This is a genomic window from Mycobacterium sp. NGS40, from assembly GCF_059812735.1.
Genome location: NZ_JCALDG010000019.1, coordinates 26,138 through 49,454 on the forward strand (window position 1 = coordinate 26,138; position 23,317 = coordinate 49,454).

Consider the following 23,317-nt stretch of genomic DNA (forward strand, 5'->3'; position numbering starts at 1 on the left):
TTGCGGTGCGGGCTGCTGCGCGCGATGGCCCGCGCCCGTGCGGGATCCAGCCCGGTCCGCGCGTAAGGGATCGGATTGCTGAACAGAAAACGGAAGAAATACCCGCCGAGCCCGTTGATGTTGGCCATGAAGAATTTGTTGAATCGCGGCATGGTCTGTGCGCGCTTGCGGGCGCCGTCGCGGGCGAACTGGATATGGCGGGCCTCTTCGGTGACGTGAATACGCATGAGCCGCTGAATGATTGGCTGCAATTCCGGATCGTCCATCATCTGGCGTTGCAGTGAATCGAAGATCTCTTCACCGATCAGGGCGGCTATCCACAGCATCGAGCCACGCTGGAAAAACAGTGGCAGCGTGTTGATGATCATCCGGTGCAGCCGCCGGGGGCGTACCGGCTTGGCGCCGATGCGCTCGATGGCTTTGCCGAACATCACCATGTGCCGGGTTTCGTCGCCCAGCTCGGTCAGCTTGTAGTGCGTGGACCGGCTTGTCGGGTCCTCGTGCAGGATCGTGCGCAGCAGTGACTGGTTGAGCATGTTCTCGAACCAGATTCCGGCCGACAGCGTATTGACCAGTTCCTGGCGGGACAGCTCGATTTGTTGCTCACGGCTCATCTCGTCCCACATCGGCGTGTGGTACAGCGAGACCAGCCGGGGCGGCAGATAGAACTTGTCCGGGTCCAGCGGGGCATCCCAGTCGATGTCGACGATCGGCTCGTAGGACTTCTTGACGGAGCCTTTCAGTAACCGCTCCGAGAACTCTTCACGACTCGGCCCGCCCGGCCTCACCGCAGCGGTCACAGCGCCGCTCCTCCTCATCGCTTCGCCCTGCATCGTCTCGGCGCGGGTCATCGCTGGCGTCCCTTCATCGGGTGCTTCAGACGGTACCCATGGTACTGGGTACTTGCGACCCCGACTAGGTGTTCGAGGTTGCGATTCGGCAATGTGGCGGGGAACGAGGCATGAGGAGGTAGCGGGTGAGTCGGCATATCCACGTGATCGGCATTGGCGCCGGCGACCCCGACTACGTGACCATGCAGGCGATCGAGGCGCTCAACGACACCCAGGTGTTCTTCGCGGCGGACAAGGGCCAGGCGAAAAGTGATCTGGTCGCGCTGCGACGGGAGATCTGCGCGCGGTTCATCCGCGAACCCGGCTATCGCTTCGTGGAATTGCCCGATCCGAAGCGGTCCAGCCCGGGCGACGAGCAGGGCCAGTACCGGGACGCGGTCGCCGATTGGCACGCGGCACGTACCCGGATCTGGGCGCAGGCCATCGCCACCGAGCTGGGCCCAGACGGCGTCGGGGCGTTCCTGGCCTGGGGGGATCCGTCGCTGTACGACAGCACGCTGCGGATTCTGGACGCGGTCGTGGCCGAGATCGACTTCACCTTCGACGTCATCCCGGGCATCACCGCCGTCCAGGCGCTGACCGCCCGGCACCGCATCCCGCTCAACGACGTCGGCGAACCCGTGCTGATCACCACCGGCCGCCAGCTACGCACCCACGGGATGACGGGCTCGACGGTGGTGATGCTCGACGCGGACTGCTCGTTTGCGGCCTGCCCCGCCGACACCCGGATCTGGTGGGGCGCCTACCTGGGTACCGACGACGAGGTGCTGGTCGCGGGCACCGTCGGCGAGGTGGGGTCGCGCATCGTGGCGCTGCGTTCGCAGGCCCGCGAACGGCACGGCTGGATCATGGATACCTACTTATTACGGCCATCCTGAGTTCGATGGACACGTCACAGCTGCGGTCGGCAAACTGAATAGATGCCCGAACTGCCCGAGATCGAAGCGCTCGTCGACCATCTGCGGCGCCATGCCGTCGGCTCGACGATCGGCCGCGTCGATGTCGGGGCATTGTCGGTCCTGAAAACCTTCGATCCGCCGATCAGCGCGCTGCACGGCCTCACCGTCACCGGGGCCAACCGGTGGGGGAAGTATCTGGGGCTGCAGGCCGGCCATCTGTTGTTGATCGCCCACCTTTCCCGCGCGGGCTGGTTGCGCTGGTCGGACAAGTTGGCCGCGGCCCCGCTGCGGCCCGGTAAAGGACCCATCGCGCTGCGCGTGCACCTGGGCACGCCGGGCGAGGCGCCGGGCTTCGACCTCACCGAGGCCGGCACCCAGAAGCGGCTGGCAGTGTGGCTTGTCGACGACCCGGAGGTGGTGCCGGGCATCGCCGCGCTGGGCCCGGACGCCCTGGATCTGGGCGTCGACGACCTGGCCGTGGTGCTGGCCGGCAATACCGGGCGGATCAAGACCGTCATCACCGACCAGAAGGTGATCGCCGGAATCGGCAACGCCTACAGCGACGAAATCCTGCATGTCGCCAAGATGTCGCCGTTCGCCACGGCCGGAAAGCTGACGCGCGAACAGCTCGTCACCCTGCACGACGCGATGATCTCGGTGCTGACCGACGCGGTGAACCGCTCCGTCGGCCAAGGCGCGGCGATGCTCAAAGGGGAGAAGCGCTCCGGGCTGCGGGTGCACGCCCGCACCGGGCTGCCCTGCCCGGTGTGTGGCGACACCGTGCGGGAAGTGTCGTTCGCGGACAAGTCTTTCCAGTACTGCCCGACGTGTCAGACCGGCGGCAAGGTGCTGGCCGATCGGCGGATGTCACGGCTGCTCAAGTAGCCGATCGTGGCGAACTTGACACCTGTCGATATGCTGCCCGGGTGACACGCCAGAAGATCCTCATCACCGGGGCCAGTTCCGGCCTGGGCGCCGGCATGGCGCGTGCTTTCGCCGCCAAAGGGCGCGATCTGGCGCTGTGCGCCCGTCGCACCGACCGGCTCGATGAGCTGAAAGCCGAGCTCTCGCAGCAGTATCCGTCGATCAAGGTCGCGGTGGCCGCGCTGGACGTCCGGGAGCACGAGCAGGTGCCGAAGGTGTTCGCGGAGCTCAGCGACGAGTTGGGCGGCATCGATCGCATCATCGTCAACGCCGGGATCGGCAGCGGGGCGCCGCTGGGAAGCGGCAAGCTGTGGGCGAACAAGAAGACCATCGAGACCAACCTGCTGGCCGCGCTCGTGCAGATCGAAACCGCTCTCGAGATGTTCAACAAGAGCGGCTCGGGCCACCTGGTGCTGATCTCGTCGGTCCTCGGCAACAAGGGCGTCCCCGGCGTCAAAGCCGCCTACTGCGCAAGCAAAGCCGGACTGACGTCGCTGGGCGAGTCGCTGCGCGCCGAGTACGCCAAGGGCCCCATCAAGATTTCGTCGATCGAGCCCGGTTACATCGAGTCGGAGATGACCGCGAAATCGGCGAGCACAATGTTGATGGTGGACAACGAAACTGGCGTTCGGGCACTGGTGGCCGCGATCGAGCGCGAGCCCGGCCGCGCCGTGGTGCCGCGCTGGCCCTGGGCGCCGCTGGTGCAGCTGTTGCGGGTGCTGCCGCCGCCGCTGACCAAACCCTTCGCCTGATTCAGTGCGGTACGGGTGTGTAATGTGTTGCGTCGCTGGTGAATTCGGGCTTACCGTAGGTCTTTAGCCGCAGCTTGAGCAGCCCGATCACGTAGGCGTCCGTGATGTCCCGAAGCACGGGGATGCGACTGGCGTGGCTGACCGCGGTGAACCGTCCGAGGATGAACGGCGCGGTCAGCGCGATGCGCAGCAGATCCGTCGGGTCGAGGCAGACGCCCATGGCCTCAGCGACGTCGCGATTGCCGCCGCAGAACGTGCGCACGAAAGTGAACTTGCTGAAACTCTTTTCGACCGCGTCGGCGCAGCGGTCGAACAGCGTGGTGTCGGGGCGCAGATACGCGGCCATGGTGCCGCGCACCAGCTCCTGGCAGATCTTGTCGAATCCGTGCCGCAGCAATGCCGAGCGCGCATGCATGACGTGGATGATGTCGGCGGGTTCGGCCGGCAGCAGTTCTTCCGGCAGGCCGAGCAGAAAGCAGCGATACCGGGCGAATTCGACGACGGCACGTTCTTCGGCGGTGAATTCGGTGCGGCCTTGCTGTCTTGCCTTGCGCGCCAACAGATACTGGCCGATCATCCCGGCCGGCATCTGGTCGACCTGCGGCACCGGCATACCGTAGATGGCGACGTCCCACTTGTCGGATTTCTTCAGCGCGTTGTAGCGGACCATCGAGTGCATCAGCCGGACCATCGCCGCGGCTTCGAATCCGGGGCCGTAGCGGTCCAGTGCACCGGGCAGGGTGGTGACGGCGAAGAAGCTGGCCGTCTCGTTGACCCGTCGGGCGGCCCGCTTGCCCGAGAGGGCTCCGGTCAGAGCCATCGGCAGCGCGGCGTAGGTGTTGGTGAACGTCGCGACGAAGGCACCGCGGGTGATGAATGGGGCCAGCAGCGCCGCCGGAATGCGTTCTTGCCGAGCACCTTCGCGCACCAGGTCGAAGTCGATCCACCGCGGGGTCGCCTCCATCGCGGCGATGAACGACACCAGCTCGGGGGGTGCGTCGGGCACCGCGTCGAGCCCGTGGCGGCAGGCCGTCTTGAGCATGTCGATCAGGTGCGTGACGCTGTGCGTGTTCATCAGCGCCGCATAGGGATCGGCGACCACATCGCCGAGTAAGGTCGCCGTGCTCATCAACTCGACGACGCGGTCGTCCTGCAGGATCGGCTCCCGGTCGGCGACCCACGCGGGCAGAGCCGTGTCGACGTCGGGCTCGGTGGCCAGGCGATCGGGCCGCTGGTCGAAGTCGAAGTTGCCGTAGAGCTCGGGCTGCAGATCGCGCTGGCTACGGACCCTCTCCGCGAGTTCGGGGTAGTACGTGACCATCACAACCTCCGCTAACTAACAGTTAGTGAGTAATACTCACAATTTGTTAGTTATGCTGTCAAGCGTGACTGTGGTCAGCCCCAAGCGGCGCATGACCGCCGAGGAGCGCCGCGAGCAGATCCTCGACGTCGCGCATGCGATCGTCGACGCCGAAGGCTTCCACGCGGCGACGCCACAACGCATCGCGGCCCAAGCCGGTATCGACCGGTCGTTGATCTATCAGAAGTTCGGCGACTTGGCCGGGCTGTTCGTCGAGCTGATCGACCGCGAGGCGGCGCGGGCCGGCGCCCAGTTCGCCGAGGCGATCTCTGGACTGGAAACCGTCGCCGAAGATCAGTCGCTCGTGCTTGCGTTCGACGGGGTGCTGGCCGCCGTCGACGCCCACCCGGCGACGTGGCGGCTGTTTATGTTCCCGCCGCAGGGCGCGCCGCCGCAGTTGTATGCCCGCCTGGCCCAGTCCGAAGCCGTCGTGCTCGAGTTCTTCGTCCGCGAACTGCTGCGCATCAACCCGCAGGTGCACGATCCCGAATACACGGCCCGGATCCTGCACGCCTCCGGTCGCGAACTGCTGCGACTACACCTGTCTGACCCGCAGACCGCGACCGTGGAACGGCTTCGCACCTTTGTGCGGCGACTCGGGTCCGACGTGATGAGCCCGACTGCCGCAGACGCCTAGCTGACTCGTCCGCGTTCGGTCCGGTAACGACGAACCAGGGCGTCGGTCGAGCTGTCCGACTGTGGCGCCGGGGAGGTGTCGCTGGTAAGCACCGGAAGCAGCGCCTTGGCCTGTGTCTTGCCCAGCTCGACACCCCACTGATCGAACGAGTCGATGCCCCACACCACGCCCTCGGTGAACACCTGATGCTCGTACAGTGCGATCAGCTGTCCCACCACCGACGGCGTAAGCCGTTCGGCCAGAATCGAAGTCGACGGCCGGTTGCCGGGCATGACCTTGTGCGGCACCACGTCGGCGGGCGTGCCCTCGGCGGCGATCTCCTGCGCGGTCTTGCCGAATGCCAGCACCTGGGTCTGCGCGAAGAAGTTGCTCATCAACAGGTCGTGCATGCTGCCGGTGCCTTCGATGGTGGGCAGGTCGTCGGTGGGTTGGCTGAAGCCGATGAAGTCGGCCGGTATCAACCGGGTGCCCTGGTGCAGCAATTGGTAGAAGGCGTGCTGACCGTTGGTTCCTGGTTCGCCCCAATAGATTTCACCGGTATCGGTGGTAACCGGTGTGCCATCCGCACGCACCGACTTGCCGTTGGATTCCATGGTCAGCTGTTGCAGGTAGGCGGCGAAGCGGGCCAGGTCGTTGGAGTAGGGCAGCACGGCGCGGGACTGGGCGTTGAAGTAGGTCGAGTACCACAGCCCGATCAGGCCCAGCAGGGCGGGCGCATTGGACTCCAGCGGCGCGGTTCTGAAGTGCTCGTCGACGATGTGGAATCCGGACAGGAAATCGGCGAAGGCCTCCCGGCCGATCGCGGCCATCACCGACAGGCCGATCGCCGAATCGACCGAGTAACGTCCGCCGACCCAGTCCCAGAACCCGAACATGTTGTCGGTGTTGATACCGAACTCGTCGACCAGGCGCTTGTTCGTCGAGACCGCGACGAAATGCTTCGACACCGCGGCGTCGCCGAGCGCGTCGGTCAGCCAGCGGCGCGCGGCCGTCGCATTGGTGAGCGTTTCCAGGGTCGAGAACGTCTTGGACGCGACGATGAAAAGGGTTGTCGCGGGGTCTAAATCGGCAAGCTTTGCAACCAGGTCCGCGGGGTCGACGTTGGAGACAAAACGTGCCGAAATTCCGGCGTCCACGTAATGGCGCAATGCCTGATACACCATCACCGGACCCAGATCCGAACCCCCGATGCCGATGTTGACTACGGTGCGAATTCGCTCGCCGGTGGCGCCGGTCCATTCGCCGCTGCGCAGCCGATCGGTGAAATCGCCCATCGCATCCAGCACGCTGTGGACGTCCTCGACGACATTTTGGCCGTCGACCACCAACTCGCTATCCCGGGGCAGCCGCAGCGCGGTGTGCAGAACCGCGCGATCCTCCGAGGTGTTGATGTGCACGCCGGAGAACATTTGATCGCGGCGCTCTTCGAGGTTGGCTGCGCGCGCCAGTTCGACCAGCAGCCGCAGCGTCTCACGGCTGACGCGGTGCTTGCTGTAGTCGATGTAGAGGTCGCCGACCGTCACCGCCAGATCGCGACCGCGATCGGGGTCGTCGTCGAAGAGTTGGCGCAGGTGGGTTTCGCCGATTTGCTCGTGATGCCTACGCAGGGCGTCCCACGCCGGAGTGGCGGTGATGTCGGGGATGGTGAGCACGGAGGTCATGGTTCGACCCTAGTGCCGAGTCACCGGCCACAGCCACCGCTGGCGGGCAGCACGATTCGCCGCGGGAATAGCAGAAATTCGCGGTAAAAAATCCTCGGTGTCGGGGATTGTCAGTGGCCGAGCCGGCCCCGGCCCAGGCGCAGCAGCAGCATCGCCAAGTCCTTGCCCTCCGGGCCGAGCTCGCTGTAACGCTGGATGACCTTCATCTCCCGGCTGTGAACCAGGCGCGTCCCCCCGGACGCCATCCGGGCACGGCCGATCTCCCGCGAAACTTCGGCACGCCTTCTGACGGCCGCAAGAATCTCGGCATCCAGCCGGTCGATCTCAAGGCGCAACTCTTCAATGTTCGCCAACTGTTCAATGTCGATCATCTCGACGCTCATCCCTGCTACCCCCGTGTTGTTTTGTGTTGTTCTTTTCGTCTTGTTCGCTATTCGGCTTGAAAACGTTTCTCGCTCTGGAAAAAGTTCGAGCCCTGAATCCGGAAGGCGGACCACAGGGCTCTAGCAATCACAGCTAGACCATGGGCACCGCGGGCCGGTACCCACAGAAAAATCGGCGACGCCACTCGAGGATCGAGAGGCGGCGATGGAGCTGCGTATTGTCCATGTAACGAGTGTGCCACACCCACGGACACGCGGGAGCAAAACGAAAAGTTGATCCCGTTCGACCCCGCAATGCGGCCGTGGCCTGGGCACTTGCCGTCGGTGGTCGGCGGTAAATTGAGGCGGACATGACTGTGCACGCAACCGATGCCAAGCTCGCCGCCGAGATAGACCAGCTGCTCGACGGACTCAATCCGCAACAACGCCAGGCCGTCGTCCACGAGGGCTCGCCACTGCTGATCGTGGCCGGCGCGGGCTCCGGGAAGACCGCGGTGCTGACGCGCCGCGTGGCCTATCTGGTCGCCGCACGCGGCGTCGGGGTCGGGCAGATTCTCGCGATCACCTTCACCAACAAAGCCGCCGCTGAGATGCGCGAACGGGTGGTGCGGCTGGTCGGCAACCGCGCTCGCGCGATGTGGGTGTCCACCTTTCATTCGACGTGCGTTCGCATCCTGCGCAACCAGGCCTCCCTGATCAAGGGTCTCAATTCGAACTTCTCCATCTACGACGCCGACGACTCGCGGCGCCTGCTGCAGATGATCGGGCGCGACATGGGTCTGGACATCAAGCGGTACTCGCCGCGACTGCTCGCCGTCGGGATCTCCAACCTGAAGAACGAACTGATCGATCCGGACCAGGCTGTGGCCAAACTCACGGACGAATCCGATGACTTGGCTCACACCGTCGCCTCGGTTTACAGCGAATACCAACGCCGGCTGCGCGCGGCCAACGCGCTGGACTTCGACGATTTGATCGGCGAGACCGTCGCGGTGCTGCAGACCTTCCCGCAGATCGCTCAGTACTACCGCCGCCGGTTCCGCCACGTTTTGGTCGACGAATACCAGGACACCAACCACGCCCAATATGTGCTGGTGCGGGAATTGGTCGGGCGCCGGGACGCCAATTCGTCCGACGACGACGTGCCGCCCGCGGAATTATGTGTGGTCGGCGACGCGGATCAGTCGATCTACGCGTTCCGGGGCGCCACCATTCGCAATATCGAGGAGTTTGAACGCGACTACCCCGACGCCACCACCATTCTGCTGGAGCAGAATTACCGCTCGACGCAGAACATACTTTCGGCGGCCAATTCGGTGATCGCGCGCAACTCCGGGCGCCGGGAGAAGCGGCTGTGGACCGACGCCGGTGAAGGGGAGTTGATCGTCGGCTATGTCGCCGACAATGAGCACGACGAGGCCCGGTTCGTCGCGCAAGAAATTGACGCGCTCGCCGAGCAGGGCGAAATTACCTATAACGATGTGGCCGTCTTCTACCGCACCAACAATTCGTCGCGGTCGCTCGAGGAGGTGTTCATCCGCGCCGGCATCCCGTACAAGGTTGTCGGGGGGGTGCGCTTCTACGAGCGCAAGGAAATCCGCGACATCGTCGCCTACCTGCGGGTGCTGGACAACCCCGGCGATGCGGTCAGCATGCGGCGCATCCTCAACACCCCGCGCCGGGGTATCGGCGACCGCGCCGAGGCGTGCGTGGCGGTCTACGCCGAGAACACCGGCGCCAGCTTCGCCGACGCGTTGGTCGCGGCCGCCGAGGGTAAAGTTCCGATGCTCAATTCCCGTGCGGAGAAGGCGATTTCGGGATTCGTCGAGCTGCTCGACGAGTTGCGGGGCCACCTCGATGACGACCTCGGCGATCTGGTCGAGGCGGTGCTGGAACGGACCGGATACCGTCGGGAGCTGGAGTCCTCGACCGATCCGCAGGAGTTGGCCCGGCTGGACAACCTCAATGAACTCGTCAGCGTCGCACACGAATTCAGCATTGACGAGGCCTTAGAAACCGGGGGAGCCGCCGCGCTCGATGAGGCGCCGGAGGACGAAGACGTGCCCGAGACCGGTGTGCTGGCGCAATTCTTGGAACGGGTGTCACTTGTCGCCGATACCGACGAGATTCCCGAGCATGCGGCCGGCGTGGTGACGCTGATGACGTTGCACACCGCGAAGGGTCTGGAGTTCCCGGTGGTGTTCGTCACCGGCTGGGAGGACGGGATGTTCCCGCACATGCGGGCGCTCGACGACCCGACCGAGCTGTCCGAGGAGCGGCGGCTGGCCTACGTGGGCATCACCCGCGCCCGGCAACGGCTGTATCTGAGCCGGGCGATTGTGCGTTCCTCTTGGGGGCAGCCGATGCTGAACCCCGAATCGCGTTTCCTGCAAGAGATTCCGCAAGAACTGATGGAGTGGCGGCGCACCGCGCCGGCCCCGTCGTACAGCGCGCCGGTGAGCGGGGCCGGACGGTTCGGAACGCCGCGCGCGGCGCCCACCCGCTCCGGGGCAGGCAAGCGCCCGCTACTGGTGCTGGAGCCCGGCGATCGCGTGACCCACGACAAGTACGGGCTGGGTCGCGTCGAAGAAGTGTCCGGAGTCGGTGAATCGGCAATGTCGCTGATCGACTTCGGCAGCTCCGGGCGGGTCAAGCTGATGCACAACCACGCGCCGGTCAGCAAGCTCTGAACCATTGCGCCGAGCGTGCGGCCACAGCGAAAAGATGGCCGCCGCATTTTCGCCATCGAAGCACGTTCGGTGAGACGGGCTTACCTCTGTAGCCAGCGGGTGGTCTGCGGGTGCATCGCCAACAGGACACTGGCGATCGGCAGCACCGGGAAGGCGTGCACGATCCAGGCGACGCGGGCCCCCGCGATGAAAACACCGCCGTAGGTCAGCACCGCGACCACCGCTCCGGTGATGATCAGGTAGCGGCCCAGCGCGCGACGTTGCAGCAGCATGATCACGCCGGTGATGGTGGCGGTCGCGAACACCAGCGCCAGGAACGCGATCGCGATGCAGAACAGGCGATCGGTCCGCCACCAGCCGGCGATCAGATCCGTGGCGACCACCGACGTGGCCCAGCCGCTGACGATGCTGACCGCGGCGGCCGCGGTGACCGTCCGGGGAGCCGGTTCATCGATCGGCCGGTCGGCCAGGCTGCTGCGCGCGGCCGCGCGCGTGGCTCCCTGATCGAGTGCGGCCGGGCCTGGCAGGTGCGTGGTGGGGTGGTCCGGGATCGAGGGCATCGGCCCGCTCGGGGCACGTCGAATGATCCGTGTTCGTGATTCGGCGGGCGGCTCAGTTGGTCCGGGGTCGTTCGGCGCGGTCACCTCAACCAGCGTAATTGCCGACGAAAATTCCTCGCTTGGCCAGCCATGGGACCGGGTCGATGCGTTCGGTGCCGCCTTGGAGCACCTCGAAGTGCAAGTGTGGGCCGGTGGAATTACCCCGGTTGCCCATCGTGGCGATCTGGTCGCCGGCCATCACGCGCTGGCCCACACTGACCAGGGCGGTGTTGATGTGGCCGTACAGCGTGACGGTGCCGTCGGCGTGGAGCAGCTTGACCCACATGCCGTAGCCGGCGGTCGGGCCGGCGTCGATCACGACACCGTCGGACACCGCCACGATCGGCGTTCCGATCGAGTTGGCGAGGTCGATGCCGGCATGCAGCACGCCCCAGCGATAGCCGAAGTTCGACGTGAAGATCCCGTGGGTGGGCATCACGTACAGCGGTTGCTGCAGTCGCGCCTCGCGCTGGGCGCGGTCGTTGGCGAAAGCGACGCCCTTGGCGAGCTCCTGGTTGTGCAGGGCGTTGGCCGCCGGCTGGACCGCGATCACCTGGGCGCCGCGGGTCGCGTTGCCGCTCGATCCGCCGGTCAGGGCCGAGGCGTTGGCGGTCAGCACCGTCTCGGCCTTGGTGGTCTCGGCTTGGCTGGTCGCGGTGTGGGCCGCGGCGGCCGCCGCGCCCGCGGCCATCGCCGAGATCAGAACCCGGCCCTTGGCCGCACTGGTCGGCTGCTTGCGGTGCTGGCCGCTGCGGCGCACACCGCTGACGTCGATGTCGTCCGAGCCCGGGTCTGCGCCGAGCTTGAGGGCGAGCTGGGCCAGGCCCTCGTTCACGGCAGTGGCGGCCACCGTGGCGGGAGCCGCCAGCCGCAGCGGGGTCAGGTCGTCGATCTCGGCGAGGTCGTCGAGCTCGGGAGCGAGCAGCACCTGCGCTTCGTAATCGAACGTCGAGTCATTGCTGAGGTCCAGCTCGTCGAGCTCAACGGAGTCCGCGAAGTCCAGGTCGTTGAAGTCGAAGCCGTCCAACGGCAGGATCTCGGTGACTTCGTTCTGGTGCGGTTGCGCCCACAGGTCGCGATGGTGGCGACCGGCTCCTGACAACGCAGGAGTACGCGCGAGACGGTGTTGGGACAAGCTGAAATGTCCTCGTATCGTGACCATAACGTTATCTGGACTTTAGGACGTTAACCGTTTACCGATCCGGCTGGCAACCTCGGGGACGGATTGTGAACTGGATCACGTTTGAGCTCTCCGGGCGTGTCGTGACCTGTGCCACATGGGTGGATGCGGCGGTAGGGGCCGTTTTGCGGGTGGATACAGTTCCACCGTGCGAGTCGCCGATTCCGGCACCGCCCAGCTGTAGGCCTTGCAAATAACTCGAGCGAAGACAGTGAGTTCATGGACCTTTTCGAGTATCAAGCGAAAGAACTGTTCGTTAAGCACAACGTACCTACTACGCCCGGTCGTGTAACCGACACCGCCGAGGGTGCGAAGGAAATCGCGACCGAGGTCGGTGCCCCCGTGATGGTCAAGGCGCAGGTCAAGGTCGGCGGCCGCGGCAAGGCCGGTGGCGTGAAATTCGCCGCGACACCCGACGACGCGTACGAGCACGCCAAGAACATCCTCGGCCTGGACATCAAGGGTCACGTCGTGAAGAAGCTGCTGGTCGCCGAGGCCAGCGACATCGCCGAGGAGTACTACATCTCGTTCCTGCTCGACCGCGCCAACCGCACCTACCTCGCGATGTGCTCGGTCGAGGGCGGGATGGAGATCGAAGAAGTCGCCGCCACCAAGCCCGAGCGGCTGGCCAAGGTCCCGGTGGACGCCGTGACCGGTGTCGACCTGGCGACCGCCCGGTCCATCGCCGAGCAGGGCCACCTGCCGGCCGAGGTGCTCGACGCCGCCGCGAACACCATCTCCAAGCTGTGGGAGCTTTTCGTCGCCGAGGACGCCACGCTGGTCGAGGTCAACCCGCTGGTGCGCACGCCCGACAACCAAATCCTGGCTCTGGACGGCAAGGTCACCCTCGACGCCAACGCCGACTTCCGGCAGCCCGGCCACGCCGAGTTCGAGGACCGCGACGCGACCGACCCGCTGGAGCTCAAGGCCAAGGAGCACGACCTCAACTACGTGAAGCTCGATGGCGCCGTCGGCATCATCGGTAACGGCGCGGGTCTGGTGATGTCGACGCTCGACGTCGTCGCCTACGCCGGGGAGAAGCACGGTGGGGTCAAGCCGGCCAACTTCCTCGACATCGGCGGTGGCGCCTCGGCCGAAGTGATGGCCGCGGGTCTCGACGTCATCCTGAACGACAAGCAGGTCAAGAGCGTGTTCGTCAACGTGTTCGGCGGCATCACCTCCTGCGACGCCGTCGCCAACGGCATCGTGACCGCGCTGAACATGCTCGGCGACGAGGCCAACAAGCCGCTCGTGGTCCGGCTCGACGGCAACAACGTCGACGAAGGCCGCCAGATTCTGGCGAAAGCCAACCACCCGCTGGTGATCCAGGCCGAGACCATGGACGCCGGTGCCGACAAAGCCGCCGAGCTGGCGAATAAGTAAGGGAGCCAAGCAATGTCTATCTTCCTGAACAAGGACTCCAAAGTCATCGTCCAGGGCATCACCGGCGGGGAGGGCACCAAGCACACCGCCTTGATGCTGAAGGCCGGCACCGCGGTGGTCGGTGGCGTCAACGCCCGTAAGGCCGGCACCACCGTGTCGCACGTCGACGCGAAAGGCAAGGACGTCGAACTTCCGGTGTTCGGCAGCGTCGCCGAGGCGATGAAGGAGACCGGCGCCAACGTGTCGGTCGTGTTCGTTCCGCCGAAGTTCGCCAAGGACGCCATCATCGAAGCCATCGACGCCGAGATTCCGCTGCTGGTGGTCATCACCGAGGGAATTCCGGTGCAGGACAGCGCATATGCGTGGGCCTACAACGTCCACAAGGGGCGCAAGACGCGGATCATCGGCCCGAACTGCCCCGGCATCATCACTCCGGGTGAGGCGCTGGCCGGCATCACCCCGGCCAACATCAGCGGCCCCGGACCGGTCGGGCTGGTGTCCAAGTCCGGCACGCTGACCTACCAGATGATGTACGAGCTGCGTGATTTCGGCTTCTCGACCTCGATCGGTATCGGTGGTGACCCGGTGATCGGCACCACCCACATCGACGCGATCGAGGCGTTCGAGAAGGACCCCGAGACCAAGATCATCGTGATGATCGGCGAGATCGGCGGTGACGCCGAGGAACGGGCCGCCGACTACATCAAGGCCAACGTGTCCAAGCCGGTCGTCGGCTACGTCGCGGGATTCACTGCGCCGGAAGGCAAGACGATGGGCCACGCGGGTGCGATCGTGTCCGGCTCGTCGGGCACCGCGGCCGCCAAGAAGGAGGCCCTGGAGGCCGCCGGGGTCAAGGTGGGCAAGACGCCGTCGGAGACCGCGGCACTCGCCCGGGAGATCCTGCAGAGCCTGTAGTTCTTTCGAGACCGCGGTCGGGTCGCGAATTCGCGATCTGGCCGCGGTTTCGTTTTGGTCCCAGGCATCGATTAGCCTGTCGAACTAACAGTTGCCAGGAGGTTTGTCATGCCGGTGGATCCGCGTACTCCGGTGCTCGTCGGCGTCGGGCAGTTCACCGAGCGCATCGACGACCCCGACTATCGGGGCATGTCGGCGGTCGAGCTCGCGACGGCGGCCGTGGCCGAAGCGCTTGCCGACACCGGCGCCAAAGGCGTTGCGCAGGCCGTCGACACGGTATTCGCGCTGCGGCAGTTCGAGATCTCGGGACCGATGCCGGCCACGCTCGGCAAGTCGAACAACTACCCGCGTTCGGTGATGAATCGTCTCGGCGGCGACCCGGCCCGAGTGGTCCTCGAACCCGTCGGAGGACAGGGTCCGCAGAAACTGGTCACCGAGGCGGGCAACACGATCGCCGCGGGCGACGCCGACGTCGTGCTGATCATGGGCTCGGAGCCGGGATCGACGGCTCGCTTTTGGCGCCAGGCCGCCGAGAGCGGAAAAGCCAAGCCCAACTTCACCGAACACATCGAGGGTCAGCTGGAGGATCGCGGCCACCAGATCTTCAGCTACATCGACGATTACACGATCCAGCACGGCTTGACCGGGGCGCCCGTACAGTACGGGCTGATGGAGAACGCTCGTCGCGCGCGCCTCGGCCACAGCGTGGCGCGCTATCGGCGCGAGATGGCCGAGTTGTTCGCCCCGATGTCGAAAGTGGCTGCCAAGAACCCGCTTTCGTCATCGCCGCTTGAGCGCTCCGTCGACGAGATCATCACCGTGAGCGACGACAACCGGATGATCTGTGACCCGTACCCGCGGTTGCTCGTCGCCCGCGATCAGGTCAACCAGGGTGCCGCGGCGGTGCTGATGTCCGTGGCGGCGGCGTCCCGACTCGGGGTCGCGCAGGACAAGTGGGTTTATCTGCACGGCCACTCGGACATGATCGAGCAGGCGATGCTCGATCGCGTCGACCTCGGCGCCAGCCCCGCGGCGGTTCATGCGGCCCGAGAAGCGTTGCGGGTGGCCGGAATTGGCGTCGACGATATCGCCACCTTCGATCTATACAGCTGCTTCCCGTTCCCGGTGTTCGTCATTTGCGAAGCCCTGGGCATCGAGGGCGACGACCCGCGCGGCCTGACCCTGACCGGTGGATTGCCGTACTTCGGCGGCCCCGGCAACAGCTACTCGCTGCACGGTATCGCCGAGACAGTCACGCAAATGCGAGACAGGCCAGGGCAATTCGGCCTGGTCGGCGCCAACGGAGGCATCATGAGCAAGTACTCGGTCGGCATCTACTCGACCAGACCGGTGGACTGGCGCACCGACAACTGCGCGGCGCTGAAAAAGGAGATCGATGCGCTGCCGAAGGTCGAGGTCACGAAAACGCCCGACGGCGCGGCGAGGATCGAGACGTACTCCGTGCGCTACGACTGGCCGATCCGCACCGGCATCATCGTCGGCAGGCTCGCGGCGGACAACAGCCGGTTCATGGCCACCACCGACGACGAGGATCTCGTCGCGTTGATGTGCAACGACGATCCGCTGGGTGCGGAGATCTCGGTGTGGACGACCGACAACGGCAACCGGGCTTCGCTGGGGTAGGTACGGCGCCCGAGTTAACCGGCAACTGGCGCCGCATCGGCGGCGAGGTCGGCGCCAGATACGCTGCGCGCCAAGTCCATGAGGCCATCCACACTGAGCTGCGGCTGGATGCCTGAGGTTCCCGCCAGGCCGGGTGCGCTCATGCCCGGCGGCGCGATTGCGCCGGGAGTCGCCGCTGCCGGCGCGACAGGGACAACAGACGAGCCGGTGGACGTGATGCTGAGATGACCCGCGGCGATCGCGGCTTGGATTCCGGCAGTGTCGGTGGCGCTAGCGGTCACGATGCCGCTGTGGATGCTGGTGACGGCTCCCCCGAGCTGAAGGTTCGCTCCACCAGAGACGGTGACCAAGCTATTGGCCAGGGCGAGCGAGCCGCCATGGACGGCGAGCACACTCTGGTTGACAGTCAGTGTCGCGCCGGAACCGACACTAAGGGAGCCGGTGTTGACGATAACGCTTCCGCTGAGGCCAGCGATGTTGAGGGCGCCTCCCGACGCTACGGTGAGAGATGCTCCCGCCTGCAGATGGAGGGTGCCGTTGACGATCAGGGTTCCGCCCTGTGCGATGGTCAAAACGTCGGTGGCGTCGAGGATCTGGATGATGCCGTTGCCGCTGAGGCTGCCCTCGATGGTGTACGTGAAGGGGCCGTTGGCATTGTTGATGATCGTGATGCCGCCGTAGGTGGCGATGTCCCCCGGGCCGACGGTGAAGCTCCCGGTGTTCTGGAGCTGCGCCAATTGGACCAGGGATTGGGTGCGGGCGGTGGTGGTCTTGGCGGTGGTTTGGGCCACCGAGCGGGCCTGGGCGTCCTGCCCGGCCGGGTTGGTGGTTTGCGGCGGCTCGGTGAACGGGGTCAGGGTGCTCGCGGGCGTCGACGCGCCGGCGTAGGCGTACATCGCGTCGGCGTCTTGGGCCCACATCTCCATGTACTCGGCTTCGGTGGCCATGATCGCTGCGGTGTTCTGCCCGAGGAAGTTGGTCGCCACCAGTGCCGTCAACTGCGCCCGGTTGGCTGCGATCAGCGGCGGGGGCACCGTCATGGCGTACGCCGTCTCGTAGGCGGCCGCCGCGGTGTAGGCCTGGTTCGCGGTTTGTAGTGCTTGGGCGGCGCTAGTGGTCAGTCATTCAAAGTAGGCGTTCGCTGCGGCCGTCATCAGCATCGATGAGGGGCCCGTCCATGCCTGGGCGGTCAGCCCGGACACCGCGGCGGAGTAGCCGTTGGCAGTGGATTCCAGCTCGGCGGCCAGCGCATCCCACTCCGCGGCAGCCGCCAACATCGGCCCTGACCCGGGGCCGGAATACAGCAACCCGGAGTTGACCTCCGGAGGCAACAACAACCAATCCATGGGCGCTCGATCTCGTCACAACATACGGCCTGCAAACGTGCCGGTAATTGTGCGCAGATTCGACGACGATTCGACCCGGGACTGACTACTGCAATTTATGTCCGGTTCGGAGACCGACTACTGCATGCACCGTACGGGTGTGCAGCTGACCGCCTCAGACCATCGACGAGAGCTTGCCCGCCAAACGTTCGACGTAGGCGGCGACCTCGTCCGCGGACTTGTCCGGCAGGCCGAACAGCACCTCGGTCACCCCGAGCTCCGACCAGTGCGCCAGTTTCTCGGGCACCGGCTTGAAGTCCAGCGCCACGATCTGGGGGGCGCCATCGCGCCCGGCGGCCGCCCAGGTGTCCTGCAACAGCTTCACCGGCTCGTCGATGTTGAAGTCGCGGGGTGTGGTGATCCAGCCGTCCGCGCTGCGCGCGATCCACTTGAAGTTCTTTTCATTGCCTGCGGCGCCCACCAGCACCGGAACGTGCGCCTGCACCGGCTTGGGCCAGGCCCAGCTAGGGCCGAACTTGACGAACTCGCCGTCGTAGGAGGCTTCCTCTTGTGTCCACAGCGCGCGCATCGCTTCGAGATACTCGCGCAGGCAGGTGCGCCGGCGTCCGGCCGGCACGCCGTGGTCGGCCAGTTCGTCGGTGTTCCAGCCGAATCCGACACCGAGGCTGACGCGGCCACCGGACAGGTGGTCCAGCGTGGCGATGCTTTTCGCCAGCGTGATCGGGTCATGCTCGACCGGCAGCGCCACCGCGGTGGACAGCCGCACGCGCGTCGTCACCGCGCACGCGGCGCCCAAGCTCACCCACGGGTCCAACGTGCGCATGTACCGGTCATCGGGCAGCGACTCGTCACCCGTGGTCGGGTGCGCGGCCTCCCGCTTGACCGGGATGTGGGTGTGTTCCGGCACGTAGAACGTCTTGAAGCCGTGGTCGTCGGCAAGTTTGGCGGCGGCCGCCGGAGAGATGCCACGGTCACTGGTGAAGAGCACTAGCCCGTAATCCATGCACAGAATTAGAACGTGTTCTACCTGTGCCGAGCAACCCGCCCCCCGCGGAGTCCCTCGCGGACGGGGTGCCGCGGCGATCCGCCCTGGTCGCACGCGGGGGCCGGTCGCTCCGGCATGCCCGCCCGAACGTGCGCTAGCGTGGTGGATCGATCGCGCGTAACGCAGGCGCGGGCACGTCTTGGCAGTCGAGTACGGCGGGCCTTGGAAGCACAGCGTCGCACCGCAAAGGTGGGGTGGCGCCTGTCGAGGTAAGGCACTGAAGCAACAGGAGGAGTCATGACCTACTCGCCCGGGAGTCCCGGTTATCCCCAAGCGCAGCCGGGTGGCTCCTACCCCGGTGCCACCCCTTCGTTCGCGAAGACCGACGACGGCGAGAGCAAGTTGCCGTTGTACGTCAACATCGCGGTGGTCGTGCTCGGCCTGGCGGTGTACCTGCTGAACTTCGGGCCGACCTTCGTGCTCAGCTCCGACCTGGGTCCGGCCGCCGGCGGACGCGCGGGCGACGCCGGCACCGCCGTGCTGGTCGCCGTCCTGGCCGCGCTGCTCGCCGGGTTGAGCCTGCTGCCCAAGGCCAAGAACTACTCGGGAGTCGTGGCCGCCGTCGCCGTCCTGGGTGCGCTGCTGGCGATCGCCGAGGTCATCAACACCCCGTCCGGGTTCGCCGTCGGCTGGGCGATGTGGCCGCTGGTTGCGGCCAGTGTGCTGCAGGCCGTCGCCGCGGTCGTCGCGCTGCTGCTGGACGCCGGCGTCATCACCGCGCCGCCGCCGCGGCCCAAGTACGACCCTTACGCTCAGCAGTACGGTCAATACGGTCAGTACGGTCAGTACGGCGGTCAACAGCACGGCGGCTACTACGGTCAGCAGACGCCGCAGCAGCACAACCCGCAGTCGGGATATGGATCGCAATACGGCGGCTACAACCCCTCGAGCCAGGCCCCGACCCAGGGTGCGATCCCGACCGGCGGCTTCGGCGCCCAGTCTCCGCAGTCCGGGCCGCAGCCAGCCGCGCAGCAGCAGGGCCCCTCGACACCGCCCACCGGCTTCCCGAGCTTCAGCCCGCCCCCCTCGGTCGCCGCTGAGCAGCCCGGGGACCAGTCGCCCTCTGGACCGGCCCCCTCCTAACCGCGAGTTCTCGCGCCTCGTAGGCCACGTGCGCCAAGAGTGAAAAGGGTGCCAGAGAGCGGGGACAACCGGGCAGCGGGCGCTCGCCAGGCGCGTGACCTCGTCCGGGTCGCGTTCGGCCCGGCGGTGCTGGCACTGGTCGTCATCGCCGCGGTCACGTTGCTGCAGCTGTTGATCGCCAACAGCGACATGACCGGCGCGCTCGGGGCGATCGCCAGCATCTGGCTGGGCGTGCACAAGGTGCCGATTTCGATCGGCGGCCGCGAGCTCGGTGTATTGCCGCTGCTGCCGATCCTGTTCATGGTGTGGGCGACCGCGCGTACCACCGCGCGGGCCACCAGCCGTTATTCCTCCTGGCTCGTGGTCCGTTGGGTCGTCGCGTCGGCGCTGGGTGGCCCGCTGCTGATCGCGGCGATCGCGCTGGCCGTCATCCACGACGCGTCCACGGTGCTCACCGAGTTGCAGACACCCAGCGCCCTGCGCGCATTCGCCAGCGTCGCGGTGGTGCACGCCATCGGCGCCGCGATCGGGGTGGGATCCCGGGTCGGCCGGCGGGCGCTGGCGGCGGCGTCGCTGCCCTTCTGGCTGGCCGATTCGGTGCGTGCCGCGGTCGCCGGCGTGCTGGCGCTGGTCGGACTCTCCGGCTTGGTGACGGCGGGATCGCTGGTTGTGCACTGGGCGACGATGCAGGATCTCTACGGGATCACCGATTCCATCTTCGGCGAGTTCAGCCTCACCGTGCTCTCGATTCTCTACGCGCCCAACGTCATCGTCGGAACCTCGGCGGTCGCGGTGGGGTCCAGCGCACATATCGGATTCGCGACGTTCAGTTCGTTCACCGTTTTCGGCGGTGACATTCCGGCGCTGCCCGTGTTGGCCGCCGCGCCCACGCCGCCGCTGGGGCCGGTGTGGGTGGCGCTGCTGATCGTCGGCGCGTCGTCCGGTGTGGCGGTCGGCCAGCAATGCGCCCGGCGTCCGCTCCCGCTGCTTGCAGCGCTGGCCAAGCTGTTGGTTGCCGCGGTGGTCGGAACGCTGGTGATGTCGCTGCTGGCATTCGGCAGCAGCGGCCGGCTGGGCAACTTCGGCGACGTCGGGGTGGACCAGGGCACCCTGTGGATCGGCACCTTCTTCTGGTTCGCGGTCATCGGCTGGGTCACGGTGGTGATGGCCGGCGGGGTCAGGCCGGTCCGGCTCGGCAGGCTCCGGCGGCCCAAACCGAAGCGTGCGCCCGTACCGCCGGCCGAAGAACCGAAGGATTTCGCGGACGTGTTTTCCGAGCCCGTCGAGCACGAAATGTTTCTCGAAGACGAGGAGGAGTTTGCGGAGCCTTCGTTGGACGAACCGCCGTTGGACGAACCGCTGCCCCGCGAGCCATTGCCCGGCGAGCCCGCGTTCGACGAGCCCGCGGCCGGGGTGCCCGAGCCCGACGAACCGGAGCGCAGCGCGACCGAGCGCGATCGTCCGGACTAGCCGGTTGCGGTGTTCGGCCGGTCGTATCGTCGGCCGGGCGCCGTCGTCGCGGCCTGATTGCCCGACTCCTCCCGCGTCGCGCGGCGACGCGCATCGTCGTCGGGCTGCGGCCTGATTGCCCGACTCCTCCCGCGTCGCGCGGCGACGCGCATCGTCGTCGGGCTGCGGCCCGATTGCCCGACTCCTCCCGCGTCGCGCGGCGACGCGCATCGTCGTCGGACTAGGCTCGCGATGTGGTCGAACCGCTCCGCGTGCCCCCGAGTGCGCCGGCGCGGCTGGTGGTGCTGGCGTCGGGCACCGGATCGCTACTGAATTCCCTGCTGGCCGCCGCCGTCGACGACTACCCGGCGCGGGTGGTCGCGGTCGGCGTGGATCGCGACTGCCGGGCCACCGAGATCGCCGCGGCCGCATCGGTGCCGACCTTCACCGTCCGCCTCGGCGACCACCCCGATCGGCAGGCCTGGGACGCCGCGATCACCGAGGCCACCGCCGCGCACTCGCCCGATCTGATCGTCTCGGCCGGTTTCATGAAAATCCTTGGACCGCAATTCCTTTCGCGATTCGTCGGCCGCACACTGAACACGCATCCGGCGCTGCTGCCGGCCTTCGCGGGAGCGCATGCCGTTCCCGAAGCGCTGGATTACGGTGTGAAGGTCACCGGCTGTACGGTGCACCTGGTAGATGCCGGCATGGACACCGGGCCGATATTGGCGCAGGAGCCGATTCCGGTGTTCGACGGCGACACCGAAGAAACGTTGCACGAACGCATCAAAGTCATCGAACGGCGATTGCTGGTGGACGTGGTGGCCGGGGTCGCGACCCGCGGCGTGACCTGGATCGGACGAAAGGCGACCTTGGGATGAGCACAGCATGAGCACCGACGAGTCAAGAAGGCCGATTCGCCGCGCGTTGATCAGCGTCTACGACAAGACCGGCCTGATCGAACTCGCTCAGGGGCTGAGCGAGGCCGGCGTCGAGATCGTCTCGACCGGGTCGACCGCGAAAACCATTGCAGACAAGGGGATCCGGGTTACACCCGTGGAGGAGCTGACCGGCTTCCCCGAGGTGCTCGACGGACGGGTCAAGACCCTGCACCCGCGCGTGCACGCCGGGCTGCTGGCCGATCTGCGCAAGCCCGAGCACGCCGCGGCGCTCGAGGAGCTCGGGATCGCCGCCTTCGAGCTCGTCGTCGTCAACCTCTATCCGTTCAGCCAGACCGTCGACTCCGGCGCGGGCCTGGACGAATGTGTCGAGCAGATCGACATCGGCGGGCCGTCGATGGTCCGGGCGGCCGCGAAGAACCACCCGAGTGTGGCGGTCGTGGTGGACCCGCTCGGCTACGACGGGGTGCTCGCGGCGACGCGCAACGGCGGATTCACTCTCGCCGAGCGCAAGAAGCTGGCATCGCTGGCGTTTGCGCACACCGCCGAGTACGACATCGCGGTGGCGAGCTGGATGGAGTCGACGCTGGCGCCCGAGCATCCGGAGACCGCCTTCCCGCGGTGGTTCGGCCACAGCTGGCGCCGCTCGGCGATGCTGCGTTACGGCGAGAACCCGCACCAGCAGGCCGCCCTCTACGTCGACCCCGCGGCGTGGCCGGGTCTGGCGCAGGCCGAGCAGCTGCACGGAAAAGAGATGTCCTACAACAACTTCACCGATGCGGACGCGGCCTGGCGGGCGGCCTTCGACCACGAAGACACCTGTGTGGCAATCATCAAGCACGCCAACCCGTGTGGGATCGCCATCTCGTCGGTGTCGGTCGCTGACGCACATCGCAAGGCTCACGAGTGCGATCCGCTGAGCGCCTTCGGGGGCGTCATCGCCACGAATACCGAAGTGAGCGTTGAGATGGCGGAATACGTCAGCACCATCTTCACCGAAGTGATCGTTGCCCCGGCCTACGCGCCGGATGCCCTCGATGTGCTGACGCGCAAGAAGAACATCCGGGTGCTGGTGGCTTCCGAGCCGCTGGCCGGTGGCGCCGAACTGAAACCGATCAGCGGTGGACTGCTGATGCAGCAGCGAGACCAGCTTGACGCGCACGGCGACAACCCGGCCAACTGGACGCTGGCGGCCGGATCACCGACAGACCCGGCGACGTTGAGCGACCTGGTGTTTGCGTGGCGCACCTGTCGCGCGGTGAAGTCGAACGCGATCGTGATCGCCTCCGGCGGCGCCACCATCGGCGTCGGCATGGGTCAGGTCAACAGGGTCGACGCGGCTCGGCTGGCCGTGGAAAGAGGTGGTGACCGAGTCGGTGGTGCGGTTGCGGCCTCCGACGCGTTCTTCCCGTTTCCGGACGGGTTGGAAACGCTGGCGCGTGCCGGCGTCAAGGCGATCGTGCACCCCGGCGGCTCGGTACGCGACGACGAAGTGACCGCCGCCGCCGCCGAAGCCGGTGTCACCTTGTACCTCACCGGTGCGCGCCACTTCGCTCACTAGCGCGCACTAAAGCCGGTGCGCATGACGCACCTGTGTATCGCGACGTAGCGTGG

At 66.5% G+C, this 23,317-nt stretch carries 18 protein-coding genes and 3 pseudogenes; 13 read left to right on the forward strand and 8 right to left on the reverse strand.

All coding sequences use genetic code 11. The annotated features are described in order from the left end of the window. Positions 1–5: 5 nt before the first annotated feature. Positions 6–851: pseudogene (locus AC5Y5O_RS24490) on the reverse strand (AurF N-oxygenase family protein); the annotation flags it as partial. A gap of 125 nt (positions 852–976) precedes the next feature. On the opposite strand from AC5Y5O_RS24490, the gene cobF reads away from it, so the two are divergent. From cobF to AC5Y5O_RS24510, 4 genes and pseudogenes are all read left to right on the forward strand, one after another. Further along, positions 977–1,729, forward strand: a complete 753-nt coding sequence (gene cobF, locus AC5Y5O_RS24495; RefSeq protein ID WP_096289935.1) for a precorrin-6A synthase (deacetylating) — start codon at positions 977–979, stop codon at positions 1,727–1,729. Between the two features lie 42 nt (positions 1,730–1,771). Beyond that, a pseudogene (locus tag AC5Y5O_RS24500) lies at positions 1,772–2,014 on the forward strand (DNA-formamidopyrimidine glycosylase family protein); the annotation flags it as partial. Positions 2,015–2,164: 150 nt separating this feature from the next. Then, positions 2,165–2,635: a zinc finger domain-containing protein gene (locus tag AC5Y5O_RS24505; RefSeq protein WP_243394221.1), complete on the forward strand. Its 471-nt coding sequence runs from the start codon at positions 2,165–2,167 to the stop codon at positions 2,633–2,635. Between the two features lie 41 nt (positions 2,636–2,676). Next, on the forward strand, positions 2,677–3,426 hold the full coding sequence (locus tag AC5Y5O_RS24510) for an SDR family oxidoreductase (protein WP_096289933.1): 750 nt from the start codon (positions 2,677–2,679) through the stop codon (positions 3,424–3,426). Position 3,427: 1 nt separating this feature from the next. On the opposite strand, the gene AC5Y5O_RS24515 is transcribed toward AC5Y5O_RS24510, so the two are convergent. Continuing rightward, a complete protein-coding gene (locus AC5Y5O_RS24515) occupies positions 3,428–4,747 on the reverse strand; it encodes an oxygenase MpaB family protein (protein WP_096289932.1) in 1,320 nt (439 codons plus the stop codon). Between the two features lie 91 nt (positions 4,748–4,838). Between AC5Y5O_RS24515 and AC5Y5O_RS24520 the strand changes: the two genes are divergently transcribed. Further along, entirely contained in the window at positions 4,839–5,423 is a 585-nt protein-coding gene (locus tag AC5Y5O_RS24520) for a TetR/AcrR family transcriptional regulator (protein WP_165796503.1), read from the forward strand. On the opposite strand, the gene pgi is transcribed toward AC5Y5O_RS24520, so the two are convergent. Then, positions 5,420–7,084, reverse strand: a complete 1,665-nt coding sequence (gene pgi / locus AC5Y5O_RS24525; protein WP_096289930.1) for a glucose-6-phosphate isomerase — start codon at positions 7,082–7,084, stop codon at positions 5,420–5,422. The two genes, AC5Y5O_RS24520 and pgi, sit on opposite strands and share 4 nt — an antisense overlap. A 110-nt stretch (positions 7,085–7,194) precedes the next feature. Further along, the gene (locus tag AC5Y5O_RS24530) at positions 7,195–7,518 is read right to left on the reverse strand and encodes a chorismate mutase (RefSeq protein WP_279304562.1); all 324 of its coding nucleotides are present in this window, start codon (positions 7,516–7,518) and stop codon (positions 7,195–7,197) included. Positions 7,519–7,817: 299 nt separating this feature from the next. Here AC5Y5O_RS24530 and pcrA point away from each other — a divergent pair, with 299 nt between their 5' ends. After that, positions 7,818–10,157, forward strand: a complete 2,340-nt coding sequence (gene pcrA / locus AC5Y5O_RS24535) for a DNA helicase PcrA (RefSeq protein ID WP_500027831.1) — start codon at positions 7,818–7,820, stop codon at positions 10,155–10,157. 80 nt (positions 10,158–10,237) lie between these two features. On the opposite strand, the gene AC5Y5O_RS24540 is transcribed toward pcrA, so the two are convergent. Both AC5Y5O_RS24540 and AC5Y5O_RS24545 read right to left on the reverse strand, forming a co-directional pair. Continuing rightward, on the reverse strand, positions 10,238–10,801 hold the full coding sequence (locus tag AC5Y5O_RS24540) for a hypothetical protein (protein ID WP_500027832.1): 564 nt from the start codon (positions 10,799–10,801) through the stop codon (positions 10,238–10,240). A 1-nt stretch (position 10,802) separates the two neighbouring features. After that, positions 10,803–11,891: a M23 family metallopeptidase gene (locus AC5Y5O_RS24545; protein ID WP_243394174.1), complete on the reverse strand. Its 1,089-nt coding sequence runs from the start codon at positions 11,889–11,891 to the stop codon at positions 10,803–10,805. A 264-nt stretch (positions 11,892–12,155) separates the two neighbouring features. On the opposite strand from AC5Y5O_RS24545, the gene sucC reads away from it, so the two are divergent. The 3 genes from sucC to AC5Y5O_RS24560 all read left to right on the forward strand — a co-directional run bounded on the left by sucC (position 12,156) and on the right by AC5Y5O_RS24560 (position 15,878). Continuing rightward, complete coding sequence (gene sucC, locus AC5Y5O_RS24550; protein WP_500027834.1) at positions 12,156–13,319, forward strand: ADP-forming succinate--CoA ligase subunit beta; 1,164 nt, start codon at positions 12,156–12,158, stop codon at positions 13,317–13,319. Between the two features lie 12 nt (positions 13,320–13,331). Then, positions 13,332–14,234, forward strand: a complete 903-nt coding sequence (gene sucD / locus AC5Y5O_RS24555) for a succinate--CoA ligase subunit alpha (RefSeq protein ID WP_096289926.1) — start codon at positions 13,332–13,334, stop codon at positions 14,232–14,234. Positions 14,235–14,342: 108 nt separating this feature from the next. After that, complete coding sequence (locus tag AC5Y5O_RS24560) at positions 14,343–15,878, forward strand: acetyl-CoA acetyltransferase (protein ID WP_500027836.1); 1,536 nt, start codon at positions 14,343–14,345, stop codon at positions 15,876–15,878. A gap of 14 nt (positions 15,879–15,892) precedes the next feature. On the opposite strand, the pseudogene AC5Y5O_RS24565 reads toward AC5Y5O_RS24560, so the two are convergent. Further along, positions 15,893–17,224 (reverse strand): annotated as a pseudogene (locus AC5Y5O_RS24565) (PPE family protein). A gap of 154 nt (positions 17,225–17,378) precedes the next feature. Beyond that, complete coding sequence (locus AC5Y5O_RS24570; protein ID WP_096289923.1) at positions 17,379–18,227, reverse strand: LLM class F420-dependent oxidoreductase; 849 nt, start codon at positions 18,225–18,227, stop codon at positions 17,379–17,381. A gap of 279 nt (positions 18,228–18,506) precedes the next feature. Between AC5Y5O_RS24570 and AC5Y5O_RS24575 the strand changes: the two genes are divergently transcribed. The 4 genes from AC5Y5O_RS24575 (at position 18,507) to purH (ending at position 23,264) form a co-directional block, all read left to right on the forward strand. Then, positions 18,507–19,352, forward strand: coding sequence for a DUF5336 domain-containing protein (locus AC5Y5O_RS24575; RefSeq protein WP_096289922.1), 846 nt, complete (start codon positions 18,507–18,509; stop codon positions 19,350–19,352). A gap of 39 nt (positions 19,353–19,391) precedes the next feature. Continuing rightward, entirely contained in the window at positions 19,392–20,822 is a 1,431-nt protein-coding gene (locus tag AC5Y5O_RS24580; RefSeq protein ID WP_096289921.1) for a cell division protein PerM, read from the forward strand. A 233-nt stretch (positions 20,823–21,055) separates the two neighbouring features. Then, a complete protein-coding gene (gene purN / locus AC5Y5O_RS24585) occupies positions 21,056–21,685 on the forward strand; it encodes a phosphoribosylglycinamide formyltransferase (RefSeq protein WP_096289920.1) in 630 nt (209 codons plus the stop codon). Positions 21,686–21,692: 7 nt separating this feature from the next. Further along, positions 21,693–23,264, forward strand: coding sequence for a bifunctional phosphoribosylaminoimidazolecarboxamide formyltransferase/IMP cyclohydrolase (purH, locus tag AC5Y5O_RS24590; RefSeq protein ID WP_500027840.1), 1,572 nt, complete (start codon positions 21,693–21,695; stop codon positions 23,262–23,264). Positions 23,265–23,317: the final 53 nt, after the last annotated feature.

Coding starts and splice junctions, on each gene's coding strand:
- AC5Y5O_RS24570 (WP_096289923.1), bottom strand. CDS start 18,227: ATGGATTACGGGCTAGTGCTCTTCACCAGTGACCGTGGCATCTCTCCG.
- pgi (WP_096289930.1), bottom strand. CDS start 7,084: ATGACCTCCGTGCTCACCATCCCCGACATCACCGCCACTCCGGCGTGG.
- AC5Y5O_RS24560 (WP_500027836.1), top strand. CDS start 14,343: ATGCCGGTGGATCCGCGTACTCCGGTGCTCGTCGGCGTCGGGCAGTTC.
- sucC (WP_500027834.1), top strand. CDS start 12,156: ATGGACCTTTTCGAGTATCAAGCGAAAGAACTGTTCGTTAAGCACAAC.
- sucD (WP_096289926.1), top strand. CDS start 13,332: ATGTCTATCTTCCTGAACAAGGACTCCAAAGTCATCGTCCAGGGCATC.
- AC5Y5O_RS24575 (WP_096289922.1), top strand. CDS start 18,507: ATGACCTACTCGCCCGGGAGTCCCGGTTATCCCCAAGCGCAGCCGGGT.
- pcrA (WP_500027831.1), top strand. CDS start 7,818: ATGACTGTGCACGCAACCGATGCCAAGCTCGCCGCCGAGATAGACCAG.
- AC5Y5O_RS24520 (WP_165796503.1), top strand. CDS start 4,839: ATGACCGCCGAGGAGCGCCGCGAGCAGATCCTCGACGTCGCGCATGCG.
- purH (WP_500027840.1), top strand. CDS start 21,693: ATGAGCACCGACGAGTCAAGAAGGCCGATTCGCCGCGCGTTGATCAGC.
- AC5Y5O_RS24515 (WP_096289932.1), bottom strand. CDS start 4,747: ATGGTCACGTACTACCCCGAACTCGCGGAGAGGGTCCGTAGCCAGCGC.